Origin of the sequence: Cellulomonas sp. PhB150 (assembly GCF_003755175.1) — a bacterium.
Lineage (GTDB): Bacteria > Actinomycetota > Actinomycetes > Actinomycetales > Cellulomonadaceae > Cellulomonas.
The window spans coordinates 485267-500028 of record NZ_RKHX01000002.1; the positions used below are offsets into that span (position 1 = coordinate 485267).

The 14762-nt window shown below is 73.2% G+C and carries 16 protein-coding genes; 11 read left to right on the forward strand and 5 right to left on the reverse strand.

The features are described from left to right. The first annotated feature begins 2 nt into the window (after nt 1-2). The 5 genes from EDF34_RS09640 to EDF34_RS09660 are packed head-to-tail and all read left to right on the forward strand — an operon-like array spanning nt 3 to nt 4702. Nucleotides 3-1343 carry a pitrilysin family protein gene (locus tag EDF34_RS09640; protein ID WP_123371128.1) on the forward strand — a complete coding sequence of 447 codons (1341 nt, stop codon included), beginning with the start codon at nt 3-5 and terminating at the stop codon, nt 1341-1343. A gap of 20 nt (nt 1344-1363) precedes the next feature. Next, on the forward strand, nt 1364-2611 hold the full coding sequence (gene manD, locus EDF34_RS09645) for a D-mannonate dehydratase ManD (RefSeq protein WP_123371129.1): 1248 nt from the start codon (nt 1364-1366) through the stop codon (nt 2609-2611). 45 nt (nt 2612-2656) lie between these two features. Further along, nucleotides 2657-3466, forward strand: coding sequence for a hypothetical protein (locus EDF34_RS09650; RefSeq protein WP_123371130.1), 810 nt, complete (start codon nt 2657-2659; stop codon nt 3464-3466). 25 nt (nt 3467-3491) lie between these two features. After that, a complete protein-coding gene (gene dapB, locus EDF34_RS09655; protein WP_123371131.1) occupies nt 3492-4241 on the forward strand; it encodes a 4-hydroxy-tetrahydrodipicolinate reductase in 750 nt (249 codons plus the stop codon). Then, nucleotides 4241-4702 (forward strand): hypothetical protein, encoded by a 462-nt coding sequence (locus EDF34_RS09660; RefSeq protein WP_123371132.1) that lies wholly within the window; start codon nt 4241-4243, stop codon nt 4700-4702. Before dapB ends, EDF34_RS09660 begins: the two co-directional genes overlap by 1 nt. A gap of 19 nt (nt 4703-4721) precedes the next feature. Here EDF34_RS09660 and EDF34_RS09665 read toward each other — a convergent pair whose 3' ends face one another. The 4 genes from EDF34_RS09665 to EDF34_RS09680 all read right to left on the reverse strand — a co-directional run bounded on the left by EDF34_RS09665 (nt 4722) and on the right by EDF34_RS09680 (nt 6971). Next, entirely contained in the window at nt 4722-5276 is a 555-nt protein-coding gene (locus EDF34_RS09665; protein ID WP_123371133.1) for a GNAT family N-acetyltransferase, read from the reverse strand. Next, nucleotides 5276-5860 (reverse strand): TIGR00645 family protein, encoded by a 585-nt coding sequence (locus EDF34_RS09670; protein WP_123371134.1) that lies wholly within the window; start codon nt 5858-5860, stop codon nt 5276-5278. Before EDF34_RS09670 ends, EDF34_RS09665 begins: the two co-directional genes overlap by 1 nt. A 95-nt stretch (nt 5861-5955) precedes the next feature. Further along, entirely contained in the window at nt 5956-6276 is a 321-nt protein-coding gene (locus tag EDF34_RS09675) for an AzlD domain-containing protein (protein ID WP_123371135.1), read from the reverse strand. Further along, nucleotides 6273-6971 (reverse strand): AzlC family ABC transporter permease, encoded by a 699-nt coding sequence (locus tag EDF34_RS09680; RefSeq protein WP_123371136.1) that lies wholly within the window; start codon nt 6969-6971, stop codon nt 6273-6275. Before EDF34_RS09680 ends, EDF34_RS09675 begins: the two co-directional genes overlap by 4 nt. Before the next feature lie 269 nt (nt 6972-7240). Between EDF34_RS09680 and EDF34_RS09685 the strand changes: the two genes are divergently transcribed. The 5 genes from EDF34_RS09685 (at nt 7241) to EDF34_RS09705 (ending at nt 12742) form a co-directional block, all read left to right on the forward strand. Next, a complete protein-coding gene (locus EDF34_RS09685; protein WP_158615076.1) occupies nt 7241-8542 on the forward strand; it encodes an HNH endonuclease signature motif containing protein in 1302 nt (433 codons plus the stop codon). A 224-nt stretch (nt 8543-8766) separates the two neighbouring features. Beyond that, nucleotides 8767-9570, forward strand: coding sequence for a thymidylate synthase (locus EDF34_RS09690; protein ID WP_123371138.1), 804 nt, complete (start codon nt 8767-8769; stop codon nt 9568-9570). Then, a complete protein-coding gene (locus tag EDF34_RS09695; RefSeq protein WP_123371139.1) occupies nt 9567-10064 on the forward strand; it encodes a dihydrofolate reductase in 498 nt (165 codons plus the stop codon). Before EDF34_RS09690 ends, EDF34_RS09695 begins: the two co-directional genes overlap by 4 nt. A gap of 60 nt (nt 10065-10124) precedes the next feature. Beyond that, the gene (gene dapA / locus EDF34_RS09700) at nt 10125-11042 is read left to right on the forward strand and encodes a 4-hydroxy-tetrahydrodipicolinate synthase (RefSeq protein WP_123371140.1); all 918 of its coding nucleotides are present in this window, start codon (nt 10125-10127) and stop codon (nt 11040-11042) included. 14 nt (nt 11043-11056) lie between these two features. Further along, nucleotides 11057-12742 carry a ribonuclease J gene (locus tag EDF34_RS09705; RefSeq protein ID WP_123371141.1) on the forward strand — a complete coding sequence of 562 codons (1686 nt, stop codon included), beginning with the start codon at nt 11057-11059 and terminating at the stop codon, nt 12740-12742. Nucleotides 12743-12868: 126 nt separating this feature from the next. Here the strand turns inward: EDF34_RS09705 and EDF34_RS09710 are convergent, their stop codons facing one another. Further along, nucleotides 12869-13843 carry a DMT family transporter gene (locus tag EDF34_RS09710; RefSeq protein ID WP_123371142.1) on the reverse strand — a complete coding sequence of 325 codons (975 nt, stop codon included), beginning with the start codon at nt 13841-13843 and terminating at the stop codon, nt 12869-12871. 127 nt (nt 13844-13970) lie between these two features. Here EDF34_RS09710 and EDF34_RS09715 point away from each other — a divergent pair, with 127 nt between their 5' ends. After that, a complete protein-coding gene (locus tag EDF34_RS09715) occupies nt 13971-14723 on the forward strand; it encodes an MBL fold metallo-hydrolase (protein ID WP_123371143.1) in 753 nt (250 codons plus the stop codon). Nucleotides 14724-14762 lie beyond the last annotated feature (39 nt).

The window sequence follows — 14762 nt, forward strand, 5'->3', positions numbered from 1 at the left end:
CGATGCCGCTGGATCTTCCGCTGGTCGGCCCCGGCACGTCCGGGGCCGACCGGTCCGCCGAGCAGGACGGCGGCGCCCTCGTGCGCCGTTCCGTCCTGCCCGGCGGGGTCCGGGTCCTGACCGAGCACATGCCCGGTCTGCGCTCGGCCACGGTGGGTGCGTGGGTCGGCGTCGGCTCGCGCGACGAGGAGTCGGGCCACCACGGCTCGACGCACTTCCTCGAGCACCTGCTGTTCAAGGGCACGGCTCGTCGGACGGCGATGGACATCGCCGAGGCGTTCGACGAGGTCGGTGGCGAGGCCAACGCCGCCACCGGCAAGGAGCACACGTGCTACTACGCACGCGTGCTCGACACGGACCTGCCGATGGCGGTCGACGTCATCACGGACATGGTCACCTCTGCGCGCCTGGAGACCGACGAGCTCGAGACCGAGCGCGGCGTGATCCTCGAAGAGCTCGCGATGAACGACGACGACCCGAGCGACGTCGCGCACGAGCAGTTCGCCGCCCTGGCGCTCGGTGAGCACCCCCTGGGCCGGCCGATCGGCGGCACGCCCGAGTCCATCCGCGCGGTCCCGCGCGACGCGGTCTGGGAGCACTACCGCTGGCACTACCAGCCCGAGACCCTCGTCGTGAGCGCGGCCGGCGGTGTCGACCACGACGCGCTGTGCGCGCAGGTCGAGACCGCGCTGGCGGACGGCGGCTGGGACATGACCGGCGGCGCCCCGCGCGGCCGGCGCGCCCCCGCGCTCGGCGTCCCCGCCGGCACCGCGGGCATCCCGGCGGCCGGCGTCGAGAAGACGATCCGCCGCCACACCGAGCAGGCGAACGTCATCGTCGGCGGCACCTCGCTGACCGCGACGGACCCCCGCCGCTTCACGCTGTCCGTGCTCAACGCGGTCCTGGGCGGCGGGATGTCCTCCCGCCTGTTCCAGGAGATCCGCGAGAAGCGCGGCCTGGCGTACTCCACCTACTCCTTCTCGTCGGGCCACTCCGACACCGGCGTCTTCGGCCTGTACGCGGGCTGCACGCCGGCGCGGGTCGACGAGGTCCTCGCGCTGATGATCGCGGAGCTCGAGCGCCTCGCGGACGCGCCCATCACGGCCGCCGAGCTCACCCGCTCGATCGGGCAGCTGTCCGGCGGGCTGGTGCTCGGCATGGAGGACTCCGGCTCGCGGATGAGCAGGCTCGGCAAGGCCGAGCTGGTGCACGGCGAGCTGCTGAGCATCGACGAGTCGCTCGAGCTCGTCCAGGCCGTGACCGCCGCGGACGTGCAGGCGCTGGCCGCCGAGCTCGCGTCGCGGCCGCGCTCGGTGATCCGCGTGGGGCCGTTCGGGGACTGACACCCCGATAGGTTCGAGCCATGCAGATCATCTCCGCCGAGGTGCTGGTCTCCAGCCCCGGCCGCAACTTCGTCACCCTGCGCCTGACCACCGACGACGGGCTCGTCGGGCTGGGCGACGCGACGCTCAACGGCCGCGAGCTCGCCGTGGTCGCCTACCTCACCGAGCACGTCGTGCCGCTGCTCCTCGGTCGCGACGCGCACCGGATCGAGGACACCTGGCAGTACCTGTACCGGGGCGCCTACTGGCGGCGCGGGCCGGTGACCATGGCGGCGATCTCCGCGGTCGACACGGCGCTGTGGGACCTCAAGGCGCGGGCCGCCGGGCTGCCGCTGTACCAGCTGCTGGGCGGCCGGAGCCGCGTCGGGTGCCTCACCTACGGTCACGCGAGCGGTGCGGACCTGCCGGAGCTGTTCGACTCCGTGCGCGACCACCTCGAGCAGGGCTTCCGGGCCATCCGCATCCAGACCGGCATCCCCGGGCTCGGCTCGGTGTACGGGGTCGCGTCGAGCGCCAACGCCGCCGCGGGCGCCGACGGCGTCACGAGCCGGTACGACCACGAGCCGGCGCGCCGGTCGGCGGCACCCGTGGAGGAGGCGTGGGACACCCGCGCGTACCTGCGCCACATGCCCGGGGTCTTCGAGGCCGTCCGCAACGAGTTCGGCCCGGAGCTGCCGCTGCTGCACGACGCCCATCACCGGCTCACGCCGATCCAGGCCGCCAAGCTCGGCAGGTCGCTGGAGCCGTTCGACCTGTTCTGGCTCGAGGACGTCACGCCGGCCGAGAACACCGCCGTGCTGCGGCGCGTGCGTGAGCACACCACCACGCCGCTGGCCATCGGCGAGGTGTTCAACACGATCTGGGACTACCGCGAGCTGTTCGAGGAGCAGCTGGTCGACTACGTCCGGTCGCCCGTCACGCACGCGGGTGGGATCACGCCGCTGCGCAGGATCTTCGACTACGCGTCCGTCTACCAGATCAAGTCCGGCGTGCACGGCCCCACCGACATCTCGCCGGTCGGCCTCGCGGCGTCGCTGCACCTCGGCATCGCGATCCCGAACTTCGGCATCCAGGAGTACATGCGGCACAGCGCGGCGACGGACGAGGTCTTCCGGTCCGGCGTGACGTTCGTCGACGGGATGCTCGTCCCGAGCGAGGAGCCCGGGCTGGGCGTCGAGTACGACGACGACGTCGCCTCGCGGTACGAGTACGCGGCGGCCTACCTGCCCGTCAACCGGCTGCTGGACGGCAGCGTCCACGACTGGTGACGCTCGCGGCCCCCATCGGGGCGCCGCCTGCGCGATCATGGGTGTGTGCCCGTCGACCAGGTCCAGTACACGCGCCTCGCCCTTGCTGTGCCCGGGCTCGTCGAGCACGCGTGGGTGGTGCGGGACGAGGACCCGACCCGCGAGATCTTGCTCCCCGACGGGCGAGGGCTGCTCCAGGTGGTGCTCGGCGACGGTGGCGTGCTCGTCGACGTCACGAGCGGCGAGGAGCGCCCCGACGCGACGGGGTTGCGCGGGCTCATGACGCGCCCGGTCGTGCGCGTCCCCTCGGCCTCGGCTGTCCGGCTCGGCATCCAGCTGCACCCGGCCGCCCTCGCGGCGGTGGGGTCGGCGGGGCTCGTCGACGCGTGGGGGAGCGTTGCGCCCGTGCTCGGTGAGCACGCGCTCGGGACGGTCGAGGCGGCGCTGTCCTCCGGTGACGACGAGCGCGCGGCGCGGCTGGTCGTCGACGCGCTGCGGGCCGCGGCCACCGAGGACGCCGACGTCCTCGCGTTCCGCGAGACCGTGCGCACGGTCGACGACGTCGAGGGTGCGATCACGGTGCCCGAGCTCGCCCGCGCCGCGGAGGTGACGGTGAGCGACGTCCACCGTGCGTTCCTGCGGCACCTGCGCGTGTCGCCCGGCAGCTATCTGGCGGCGGTGCGCTTCTCGGTGTTCGCCCGTCGTGCCGTGGGCGCCGGGCCGGTCCGCCCCGAGGCCGTGCTGCGGGCCCTGCGCTGGTACGCGGACGCCGGGTACGCGCCGCGCGAGGTCGAGCGCACCGCGGGGATGTCTCCTGTCGAGCTGCGTCGGGTCGAGGAGCGCATCGCGGTGCTCATCGGCGCGTCGGGGTCGTAGCGCTCGCGCACTAGGCTGCTCTCTCGTGAGCGAGCGCATCAAGGTGGCCGTCCTCGGGGCGGCGGGCCGCATGGGATCCACGGTCGTGCGAGCAGTGCAGGGAGCCGACGACCTCGAGCTCGTCGCGACGCTCGACGCCGGGGACGACCTGTCGGCAGCGTCGGCGGCCGACGTGGCGATCGACTTCACCGTCCCAGCGGTCACCGAGTCGAACGTCCACGCGCTCGTCGACGCGGGTGTGCACGTCGTCGTCGGGACGACCGGCTGGGACGACGCGGCCAAGGACCGGGTGCGCGACCACCTCGCCGACCGGCCCGGCGTGGGCGTGCTCATCGCCCCCAACTTCGCGCTTGGTGCGGTCTTCGCGATGGCCTTCGCCGCACGGGCCGCGGCCTGGTTCGAGTCGGTCGAGGTCATCGAGCTGCACCACCCGGACAAGGTCGACGCGCCGTCGGGCACCGCGCAGCACACGGCCGCCGCGATCGCCGCCGCGCGCGCGGCGGCCGGGGTCGCGCCCAGCCCCGACGCGACGACGCAGGAGATCTCCGGCGCGCGCGGGGCGGACGTCGACGGGGTCCGGGTGCACGCGGTGCGGCTGCGCGGGCTCGTCGCGCACGAGGAGATCCTGCTCGGCAACGCCGGCGAGCAGCTGACGATCCGGCACGACTCGTTCGACCGCGTCTCCTTCATGCCGGGCGTGCTGCTCGGGGTGCGGCAGGTGGGATCGCGCCCGGGCCTGACGGTGGGCCTCGAGCACCTGCTCGACCTCGGCTGATGGCGTCCTCGTCCCGCACCCGTCGCACGGCGGTGGCCGGTGCCGTGGTGCTCACGGCGCTGCTCGGCGTCTACGTCTGGCTCGTCGCCGCGCGCTCGGTGGCCCTGATCCAGACCGGCAAGGTCGTCGGCATCCTGCTCGGCGTCGCGTTCCTCATCCTGCCGCTGGTGGTGATCTGGCTCGTCGTGCGCGAGTGGATGCTCGCGATCGACGTGCAGCGCATGGCCGACGAGCTCGCGGCCGGCGACGAGCTGCCGGTCGACGACCTGCCGCGCTCGCCCGGCGGGCGGATCGACCGGTCCGTCGCGCGCGAGCGGTTCGACGCGGCGCGCGACGTCGCTGAGGACGCGCCCGAGGACTGGCGCTCCTGGTACCACCTGGCGTTCGCGTACGACGCGGCGGGGGACCGGAAGCGCGCGCGCGAGTCGCTGCGGACCGCTCGGCGGCTGTACCGGGCCTGACCGGGCTCGACGTACCGGCCTAGATGGCCGCCCACCACCGGTGCTCGGTGACGACCCGGTGGCTGCCGTCGGGCTGCGTGCCCGAGGCGAGCTCGCGGGTCGTCTCGTCGGGCCCCAGGCCGGCGCCGCGCAGGAACTGCGCTCGCGCGTCGTCGCCGTCGAGGACCCACGTGTGCACCTGGTCCGCACCCTGCTCCCGCAGGAGGTCGACCGCCGCAGCCAGCAGGCGCGAGCCGTGCCCACCGCGCTGGGCCTGCGGGAGGACCTCGAGGGCCAGGATCACGCCCCCCGGCGCCGCCTCGTCGGGGGCCGGGACCGGGGCGATGGCCGTGAAGCCGACCACGGTCGCGCCGTCGCACGCCACCAGGACGCGGTGGCCGGTCGGTGCGGCGCTGATCGCGCTCGCCCACTGGCCGACCACCGCCTCCTCGTCGAGCAGGTCGAGCACGTCCGCGCCCAGCACGTCCGCGTGCTCGTCGCGCCACGCGGCGAGCTGGACGCGGGCGATCGGGGTCTCGTCGCCGGGGACGGCGGGGCGGACGGAGACGTCGGCGTGGTCCGTGAACAGAGGCATCAGGCGACGGTAGCCGGAACCGGCGCCGCGGCCACCTTCGGCGGGTGCTTCGTGGACACCTTGTCGATCCAGGCGAGCGCGATCGCGGAGACGATGAACGCGAGGTGGATGACCGTCTGCCACAGCAGCGCCTCGCTGCCGTTCGGCTCCTGGACCGTGTGCTCGGCCTCGATGAAGCTGCGCAGCAGGTGGATCGAGGAGATGCCGATGATCGACATCGCGAGCTTCGTCTTGAGCACGTTGGCGTTGACGTGCGAGAGCCACTCGGGCTGGTCGGGGTGGTTGTCGAGGCGGATGCGGGACACGAACGTCTCGTAGCCGCCGACGATCACCATGATGAGCAGGTTGGCGATCATCACGACGTCGACGAGGCCGAGCACGGCGATGATGATCTCGCCCTCGTCCATGCCGTGGCCGGTGAGCACACCGTGCGCGAGGTGCCACAGCTCCTTCATGAACTGCCACACGTACACCCCCTGGGCGACGATCAGGCCGAGGTAGAGCGGCACCTGCAGCCAGCGGGACAGGAAGATCAGCGAGCCGATGGTGGAGCCGCGCGTCTGCGCAGGCGTGGGGGTGCTCATGGGGTGGGTCCTTCGTGGCGGGGGTCGCGCGGGCGACCGCGTCGTCGTCGGGCACTCCCACAACGGGCGACGTCCCGCGATCGTGCCCTGCGCGCCTAGCTCATCCCGATCGCGCGCAGCAGTGCGGCCGTGCCGGCGGCGAGGACCACGACGACGATGAACGGCGCCCGCAGCATGAGCGCGACCGCGGCGACGGCGAGCGCCGGGAGTCGCGCGTCGGCGACGAGGTGGCGGCCGATCGTGGCGGCCTGCACCGCGACGAGCGCGGACAGCAGCGCGACCGTGACGAGCGCCGCGGTGCGCGCGACGCGCGGCTTGGCGAGCCAGTGGTCCGGCACCAGGTGGCCGACGAGCTTGAGGCCGAAGACGACCGCGCTGCCGGCGATGACGGCGAGCCAGGTGGCGGTGGGGCTCATGCGGGCTCCCTCGTCTCTTCCTGAGTCTCTTCCTGGGGGGCGACGAGGCCGACGACGATGGCGACGACCGCGGCCAGCAGGACCGGCACCCCGGCGGGCGTGAACGGGGTCAGGGCGAGCGCGACAGCCACCGCGGCGCCCGCGACGAGCCGTGCGAGGCCGTCGGCCAGGCGGGGCCAGACGAGCGCGAGGAATGCCGCGGCGGCCGCGGCGTCGAGGCCGTACTTCCGCGGGTCGCCGAGCGCGTCGCCCAGCAGCGCGCCGAGGAGCGTGAACAGGTTCCACATGACGAAGACGCCGACGCCGGTCCACCAGAACCCGAGCCGCCCCGCGGCCGGGTCGGGTTGTGCGGTGGCGACCGCGGTCGACTCGTCGATCGTGAGCTGGGCCGCGAGCGGCTTGCGCCAGCCGTGCGCGGCCAGCAGCGGAGTGACCTGTGGGCCGTACAGGCCGTTGCGGGCGCCGAGCAGCCCGGCGGTCGCGATGGCCGCGCCGGCGGCGCCACCTGCGCCGATGACGCCGATGAACGCGAACTGCGAGCCGCCCGAGAACATCAGCAGGCTGAGGGCCATCGTCTGCGTCGTGCTCAGGCCGGCGACGACCGAGAGCGCGCCGAACGAGATGCCGTACAGGCCCGTGGCGACCGCGACCGAGACGGACTGGCGCAGCACCGCTCGGCGCGCGTCGGGGGTCATGCGCGACACCCTACGTTCGGCGACCTGGCCGTTGGGCGCGGTGTCACACCCCGATGCCCCCGTTGTCCACAGGAGCGGTTGTGTCGCGGGATCGTGTCAGTGGGTGGTCGTACGCTTGTTCGAAAGGCCATGAGGTGCGAGCTGGAAGAGGTGAGGTCGTGCAACCAGCAGGAGGGTTCGTGACGTCGTCGCGGGGGGCGTCGGTCGACGAGAGGGAGCGTGCCGGCGGGGATCCGCTCGCACCGGAACCGGGGCGCTGCGTCCCGACCATGCCGATCGCCGCGACGGCGTCGACGCTGGTCGCGCTGCTCGAGTCGTTCGAGCTCGCCGACCTGTCGGCGGCGGATCTCGTCGAGGTCGTCGCCGGCTCGGCGCAGGCGTCGGCGATGCTCGCCGCGCTTCAGGCCCGCGCGACGCACGAGCTCGTCGAGCGCCGCCGGCCGGCGGGCGACTTCATGTTCGACGAGCTCGCCTGCGCCATGGTGACCACGCGCGCGGCGGTCCAGGTCCTGGCGGGTCGTGCGTCGGGGCTGGCCGCGTTCCCGGTCGCCGCCGACGCGCTCGCCGCGGGGCGCATCGACGCGCGCAAGGTCGACATCATCATCGACGGCACGCTGACGTTGGCGCACACGGGACAGCGTGCTGCGCTCGTGGCCGAGGCCGTCGAACAGGCTCGGGGGCTCACCGGCCCCCAGCTCGCGAAGTGGCTCCGGCGACGCCTCGTCGAGATCGACCCCGAGACGGCGACCAAGCGTGCGAAGGCCGCGCGCGCCGAGCGCGGTGTCGAGCTCAGGTGCGGCGAGGACTCGATGGCCTGGATCACGGCGTACCTGCCGGCGGCGGACGCGCTTGCGGCGTACACGGTCATCGACGCGCTCGCGGGGGCGGGGAAGTGCGCGGGAGACTCCCGCACCGTCGACCAGCGGCGCGCCGACGCGTTCGCGGACCTGTTCACGAGCATCATCGACACGGAGCAGACGCCGTCCGGCGTCCGGTTGCCCCGGCCGGGCGGCCAACGGGTGTCGGTCAACGTCACGATGGGTGCGACGACGCTCCTGGGCCTGGACGAGCTGCCCGCCGAGATCGCTGGCTTCGGGCCGGTGCCGGCCTCGATCGGGCGGGAGCTGGCGCAGGACGCGACGTGGCGTCGGATCTTCACCGACCCGGTGACCGGGTCGTTCCTGGCCCGCGGGCGCCGCGCGTACCGGCCGGGTGCGGACCTGTCCGCCACGGTCGCGGCCCGGGACGTGACCTGCACGTTCCCCGGCTGCCGCCAGCCAGCGTGGCGTTCCGAGCTCGACCACATCGTCCCCTTCGACTCTCGGCGGCCCGCCGATGACCAGACCGTGGAAGAGAACCTGCACGTGCTGTGCAAGCACCACCACGAGGCCAAGACGCGCAAGCTCTGGAACGTGTCGAGGGACAAGCGGACAGGCAACACGCTCTGGACCAGTCCGTTGGGCATCACCTACTCCAGGTCACCGATCCCGGTCTACGTCGCGCCCGGCGCTCTCGATCACACGTCGAGCCGGACGCGGGTGGCGACGCAGGTCGGGCCCCCACCCTTCTGACCAGGGCGAGAGGGTCGCTGTCCGGGCCGGGTGCACCGTCGTGCCGTCGTGCCGTCGTGCCGTCGTGCCGTCGTGCCGTCGTGACTTGGCTCGGGAGGTCATCACGTCCTCACGTCGTTGCGCCATGGGCCGACGACGGGCTTCGTGCTGCCGTCGGACAGGCTTTGTCGACGTGCCGTGGCGCCCGCGCCCGGCGGCGCCGCTGCGCGCCTACGATGACCGGCATGACGCTCGTCGAGACCCCGTACGAGGACCTGCTGCGACTCGTCCTGGAGACCGGGACCCCGAAGGCTGACCGGACGGGGACGGGGACGCGCAGCGTCTTCGGGCACCAGATGCGGTTCGACCTGTCGGCCGGGTTCCCGCTCGTCACGACCAAGCGCGTGCACCTGAAGTCGATCGCCTACGAGCTGCTCTGGTTCCTGCGGGGGGACTCGAACGTCGGCTGGCTGCGCGAGCACGGCGTCTCCATCTGGGACGAGTGGGCCGACGAGCGCGGCGAGCTCGGACCGGTCTACGGGGTGCAGTGGCGGTCGTGGCCGACGCCGGACGGCGGGCACATCGACCAGATCACCGAGCTGATGGAGAACCTGCGCCGGGACCCGGACTCGCGGCGGCACATCGTCTCGGCGTGGAACGTCGCGGACATCCCGTCGATGGCGCTCGCGCCGTGCCACGCCTTCTTCCAGTTCTACGTCGCCGACGGCAGGCTCTCGTGCCAGCTGTACCAGCGCTCCGCCGACCTGTTCCTGGGCGTGCCGTTCAACATCGCCTCGTACGCGCTGCTGACCCACATGGTCGCGCAGCAGCTCGACCTCGAGGTCGGCGACTTCGTGTGGACCGGCGGTGACTGCCACATCTACGACAACCACGTGGACCAGGTCCGCGAGCAGCTGAGCCGCGAGGCGTACGCGGCGCCGACGCTGCGACTGCGCCGTGCACCGTCGATCTTCGAGTACGCGTTCGAGGACATCGAGGTGCTCGACTACCAGCACCACCCCGCCATCAAGGCACCGGTGGCGGTGTGAGCGTCTCGTTGATCTGGGCGCGCTCGGCCGACGGGGTCATCGGCTCCGGCGGTGGCATCCCGTGGCACCTGCCCGAGGACCAGGCGCGGTTCCGCGCGTTGACCTTCGGTCACCCCGTCGTGATGGGCCGCTCGACGTGGGAGTCGCTGCCCGAGCGGTTCCGGCCGCTTCCGGGGCGCCGCAACGTGGTGCTCTCTCGGACGGTCGGCCTCGAGGTGGCCGGTGCCGAGGTCGTCGCGTCGTTGGCCGACGCCCTGGCGTTGCTCGGTGACGACGAGGTGTGGGTCATGGGCGGCGGCGAGGTGTACGCGCAGGCGTTGCCGCTCGCGACGCGCGTCGAGGTGACGGTCGTCGGCGTCGCCGTCGAGGGCGACACCTGGGCGCCGGACCTGCCTGGGGACGAGTGGCGCGAGACCGCGAGCGACCCGGTGGACGGCTGGCACATGTCGAGCCAGGACGTGCCCTATCGCTTCGAGTCGTACGTGCGTCGGTGACCCGCGCGGACCTGGTGAACAGGGCCGCGCCGTGAGCAGGTCGGGCGGTACGGTTAGCCCATGCCGCCCGTGACGTCGACCCAGCGCCCGTTCGGGGCGGTCCTGTCCGCCATGGTCACCCCGATGACCGACGACGGAGCCATCGACCTCGAGGCCGCCGTGCTGCTGGCACGGCACCTCGTCGACCACGGCCACGACGGCCTCGTGCTCAACGGCACCACCGGCGAGGCACCCACCACGCACGCACCCGAGAAGGCCGAGCTCGTGGCGGCCGTCGTCGAGGCTGTCGGCGACCGCGCGTTCGTCCTGGCCGGCGCGGGCTCGAACGACACGGCGCACGCTGTGCGGATGGCCGAGCAGGCCGCGGAGGCCGGCGCTCATGGGCTCCTCGTCGTGAGCCCGTACTACTCGCGCCCCTCGCAGCCGGGCGTGGTCGCGCACATCAGCACCGTGGCGGACGCCACCGACCTGCCCGTGATGATCTACGACGTCCCCGGCCGCGCCGGTGTGCGGATGGCACCGGGCACGATCGACGAGCTCGCCGCGCACGAGCGCGTCGTGGCGATGAAGGACGCCTCCGGTGACGTCGCCGGTGCAGCCGGCGCGATCGCCCGCTCCGGGCTCGCCTGGTACTCGGGCGACGACGCTGTCACGCTGCCGCTCCTCGCGCACGGCGCCGTGGGCGTCGTCGGGGTCGCGACGCACGTCGTCGGCACGCAGTTCGCCGCGATGATCGCTGCCTGGGACGCGGGCGACCACACCGAGGCGCTGCGGCTGTACCGCGGCGCCCTGCCCGCCGTGCAGGCCATCAACGGCGCAGGTTTCCAGGCGGTCTTCGCGAAGGCCGCCCTGCAGGTCGTGGGCCTGCTCTCGAGCCGCGCCGTGCGGCTCCCGTACGTTCCGGCGTCCGAGCAGGACGTCGACGACATCCGCGCAGGACTGCGCGCCGCAGGGCTGCTCGACGCAGCCCTCGCCTGACACCCAGGAGATCCATGAGTCACCCGCACCCCGAGCTCACCCCGCCGCCGCCGCTCGCGCCCGGTGCCCTGCGCATCGTCGCCCTCGGCGGCCTCGGTGAGGTCGGACGCAACATGGCCGTGCTCGAGTACGACGGGCGCCTGCTCGTCATCGACTGCGGCGTGCTGTTCCCCGAGGACCACCAGCCCGGCGTCGACCTGATCCTGCCGGACTTCGAGTACATCAAGGACCGCCTCGCGGACATCGAGGCGATCGTGCTGACGCACGGCCACGAGGACCACATCGGTGCCGTGCCGTACCTGCTGCGCCTGCGTCGCGACATCCCGATCGTCGGCTCGCAGCTCACGCTCGCGTTCGTGGAGGCGAAGCTCAAGGAGCACCGCATCCAGCCGCTGAGCATGGTCGTCAAGGAGGGTCAGGTCGAGCAGCTCGGCGCCTTCGAGTGCGAGTTCGTCGCGGTCAACCACTCCATCCCCGACGCGCTCGCGGTCGCGGTGCGCACCGGCGCGGGCACCGTCCTGCACACCGGCGACTTCAAGATGGACCAGCTGCCGCTCGACGGCCGCATCACCGACCTGCGCGCGTTCGCGCGCCTCGGCGAGGAGGGCGTCGACCTGTTCATGGTCGACTCCACCAACGCCGAGGTGCCCGGCTTCGTCGCCCAGGAGCGGGGGATCGGGCCCGTGCTCGACCAGGTGTTCGGCGACTCGACGAAGCGCATCATCGTCGCCTCGTTCTCGTCGCACGTGCACCGCGTGCAGCAGGTGCTCGACGCCGCTCACGCGCACGGCCGCCGCGTGGCGCTCGTCGGGCGCTCGATGGTCCGCAACATGGCCATCGCCGCGGACCTCGGCTACCTCAAGGTGCCGGAGAACGTCCTGATCGACATCAAGCGGATCGACGACCTGCCCGACGACGAGATCGTGCTCATGTGCACGGGCTCGCAGGGTGAGCCGATGGCCGCGCTGTCGCGGATGGCGAACAACGACCACCGCGTCTCGGTCGGGTTCGGCGACACCGTGATCCTCGCGTCGTCCCTCATCCCGGGCAACGAGAACGCCGTGTTCCGGATCATCAACGGCCTGACGCGCCTCGGCGCGCGCGTCGTGCACTCCGGCAATGCCAAGGTGCACGTCTCGGGCCACGCCTCCGCCGGCGAGCTCCTGTACTGCTACAACATCCTCAAGCCGCGCAACGTCATGCCCGTGCACGGCGAGGTCCGCCACCTCGTGGCCAACGCCGCGCTCGCGGTGCAGACCGGTGTCCCGGCCGACCGCGTGGTCCTCGCCGAGGACGGCGTGGTCGTCGACCTGGTCGACGGGCGCGCGTCGGTCGTCGGTGCCGTGCCCTGCGGGTACGTGTACGTCGACGGGTCGAGCGTCGGCGAGATCACCGAGGTCGAGCTCAAGGACCGTCGGATCCTGGGCGACGAGGGATTCATCTCGATCTTCGCCGTGGTCAGCTCGGCCGACGGCAAGGTCCTGGCCGGCCCGCAGATCACCGCGCGTGGCTTCGCCGAGCAGGACGCCGTGTTCGACGACATCCTCCCGGAGCTCACCACGGCACTCGAGGACGCGACCCGCGGCGGTGCGACCGACGTCCACCAGCTGCAGCAGATCATGCGCCGCGTCGTTGGCCGCTGGGTGAGCAACCGCCTGCGCCGCCGACCGATGATCATCCCCGTGGTCGTCGAGGCCTGAGCCGGAGCGCAGGGCGGGGTGGGGGTCGCGCAGCGGCACCCGCCACGCCCGGAGCGCAGGCGCAGGCCGACCACAGGATCGAGGCCTGAGCCGGAGCGCAGGGCGCCGAGCGCCGGTGTCGCCGTCCTACGGGGCGTGCGGCACTGGCGCTCCGTCGTCCGTGACGGCCGTGCCCGCGGTGACGGCGTCGATGGTCCCGGGCGCCGGGCCCGGGTGCTGCGCGAGCTCGGCATCGGCCGCGCGCTCGCCGACCCCGCGGCGTGATGCTGCCGCCGAGCCGAGCAGGATGAGTGCCGTGGCGCAGGCGATCGTCCAGGTGAACGGCTCGTCGAGCACGAGCGCGCCGAGCGTCACCGCCACGACCGGGTTGAGGTAGGCGACCAGCGTCGAGCGGGCGGCGCCGACCTCGACGATCAGCCGGAAGAACAGCACGAACGCCACCGCGGTGCAGACGATGCCGAGCGCGGCGAGGGCGAGCACGGCATCCGTTCCGGGCCACGGCTGGCGCCCGCCCACGAGGACGAACGGCAGGTAGACGAGCGCGGTGACGCCGAGGCAGGTGGCGGTCAGCGGGATGGCGGGCACGTCCCGCAGCCCGCGGTCGGCGATGATCGGGGCGGTCGCGTAGCCGAGCGCCGCGAGCAGCACCTGGGTGACGGCCCACGGGTCGTCGGCCGCCGCCCCCGGCCCGAGCAGGAGGGCCACGCCGCCCAGGGCGACGAGCAGCCCGACCCAGCGCACGGCGGCGACCGGCCGGCGGTCCCCGACGACCCGGCCGAGCACGACGGCGGCGATGGGGACGGTTGCCACCAGCAGCCCGGTGGTCGAGCTCGTGAGCGTGCGCTCCGCGTTCGAGAGCAGGATCCACGGCCCGACGATCTCGAGCGCGGCGAAGCCGAGCACCGCGGGCCAGTGCCCACGCAGGACCCGCAGACCGCCACCGCGGAGCGCGAAGGGCAGCAGGAGCAGCGCTCCGAGGGCCGTGCGCACGAAGACCACCGTCACCGGGCTCACCTGGCCGACGGCGATCTTGATGAGGAGATAGGGCACGCCCCAGATCACCCCGACCGCCACCAGCAGCAGCCACCCCCGCTTGCTCATCGCCCCGCCCCCACAGCTCTCGCACGTCCGAGACTCACCCGCGCGACGCTAGACCCGAGCGCCGACACGACCCGTCCGGCGACGGCGCGGGCTGGTCTGGCGCGGGCCGCCGGGGCACGCTGGGCGCATGACGACCCCGATCACCGCGACCCTCGTCGGCGGGCCCACCCTGTCCCTCGCCTACGCCGGCCTGAGGTTCCTCACCGACCCCACATTCGACGAGCCGCGCGAGTACGCGGGCGGGATCCCGCTCCGCAAGCTCGTCGGCCCCGCGCTGCAGCCCGACGCGCTGGGGCCGATCGACGTCGTCCTGCTCTCCCACGACCAGCACCCCGACAACCTCGACGAGTCCGGCCGCGCGCTGCTCGCGGCCGTGCCGACCGTCCTGTCCACCCCCGACGCAGCCGCCCGGATACCCGGCGTGCGTGGCCTCGCGCCCTGGGAGCGGGTCGACCTCGGCGCGGTCGTGGTCACAGCCGTCCCGGCGCGGCACGGCCCGGAGGGTTCGGAGGCGCTCAGCGGCGTCGTCACGGGCTTCGTCCTCGAGGCGCCGGACGAGCCCACGGTCTACGTCGCCGGCGACAACGCCTCGCTCGACGTGGTCGCGACGATCGCCCACCGGTTCGCCGCGATCGACCTGGCGGTCCTGTTCGTCGGTGGGGCCAACGTCGGCCGGTTCGGCGACGAGCCCGTCACGCTCGACGCCGCCCGGGCGAGCGCCGCCGCCGACCTGCTGCCGCACGCCCGGGTCGTCCCCGTGCACCACACCGACTGGGCGCACTTCGTCGACCCGCTCTCGGCGGTGGTCGAGCGGTTCGCCGCGGGCGGCCGGCGCGACCGGCTCGTCGTGCTCGAGCGGGGCGTGCCGACCACGCTCTGACCTGCCTCAAGTTCGTCGTCGGCGAGCCCGATGCCAGGG